1 protein-coding gene is annotated in these 575 nt (G+C 70.8%); it reads left to right on the top strand.

The genetic code is table 11. The features are described from left to right. The first annotated feature begins 103 nt into the window (after positions 1 to 103). Positions 104 to 544: a MarR family winged helix-turn-helix transcriptional regulator gene (locus GTW67_RS10865; protein ID WP_161164593.1), complete on the top strand. Its 441-nt coding sequence runs from the start codon at positions 104 to 106 to the stop codon at positions 542 to 544. Positions 545 to 575 lie beyond the last annotated feature (31 nt).

Here is a 575-nt window from a genome sequence, read left to right as displayed (position 1 = left end):
GGGATGTTCGGGGGTGGGGCCGGGGTGGCAGGTGTTTCAGGTGCTGAAACAACCATGCGGCTGAACATTTCAGGTTGTCAAACAACTGGGTACCCTGGTTTCCATGGCCACACCACGCGACACTCCCCGCCGACCCGACGCGCTCACCCTCGAAGTCGTCGAGCTGATCGGCGAGGTCGTGGCCCGTTTCCACGCGGACTACGAGGAGGCGGCGGCGGAGCGGGCCCTCACCGGGGCGCAGGCCAAGCTGCTCAGCCTGCTCTCGCTGGAGCCGCTGCCGATGCGGAAGCTGGCGCAGAAGCTGAAGTGCGAGCCGTCGAACGTCACCGGGATCGTGGACCGGCTGGAGGCGCGGGGGCTGGTCGAGCGGCGGCCTGACCCGGACGACCGGCGGGTGAAGGTGGCGGCGGCGACGGAGGAGGGGCGGCGGGTGGCCCGGGGGCTACGGGAGTCGCTGCGCTTTGCTCGGGAGCCGTTGGCGGGGTTGTCGGAGGGGGAGCGGGTCGCTCTGCGGGATGGGTTGCGTCGGATGCTGGGGGGTTGAGCGGGGTCCGGTGGGCCGGGGTTTGCCGGTG

It is taken from the genome of Streptomyces sp. SID5910 (assembly GCF_009862125.1).
GTDB lineage: Bacteria > Actinomycetota > Actinomycetes > Streptomycetales > Streptomycetaceae > Streptomyces.
This window is presented reverse-complemented; position numbering and strand designations above follow the sequence as displayed.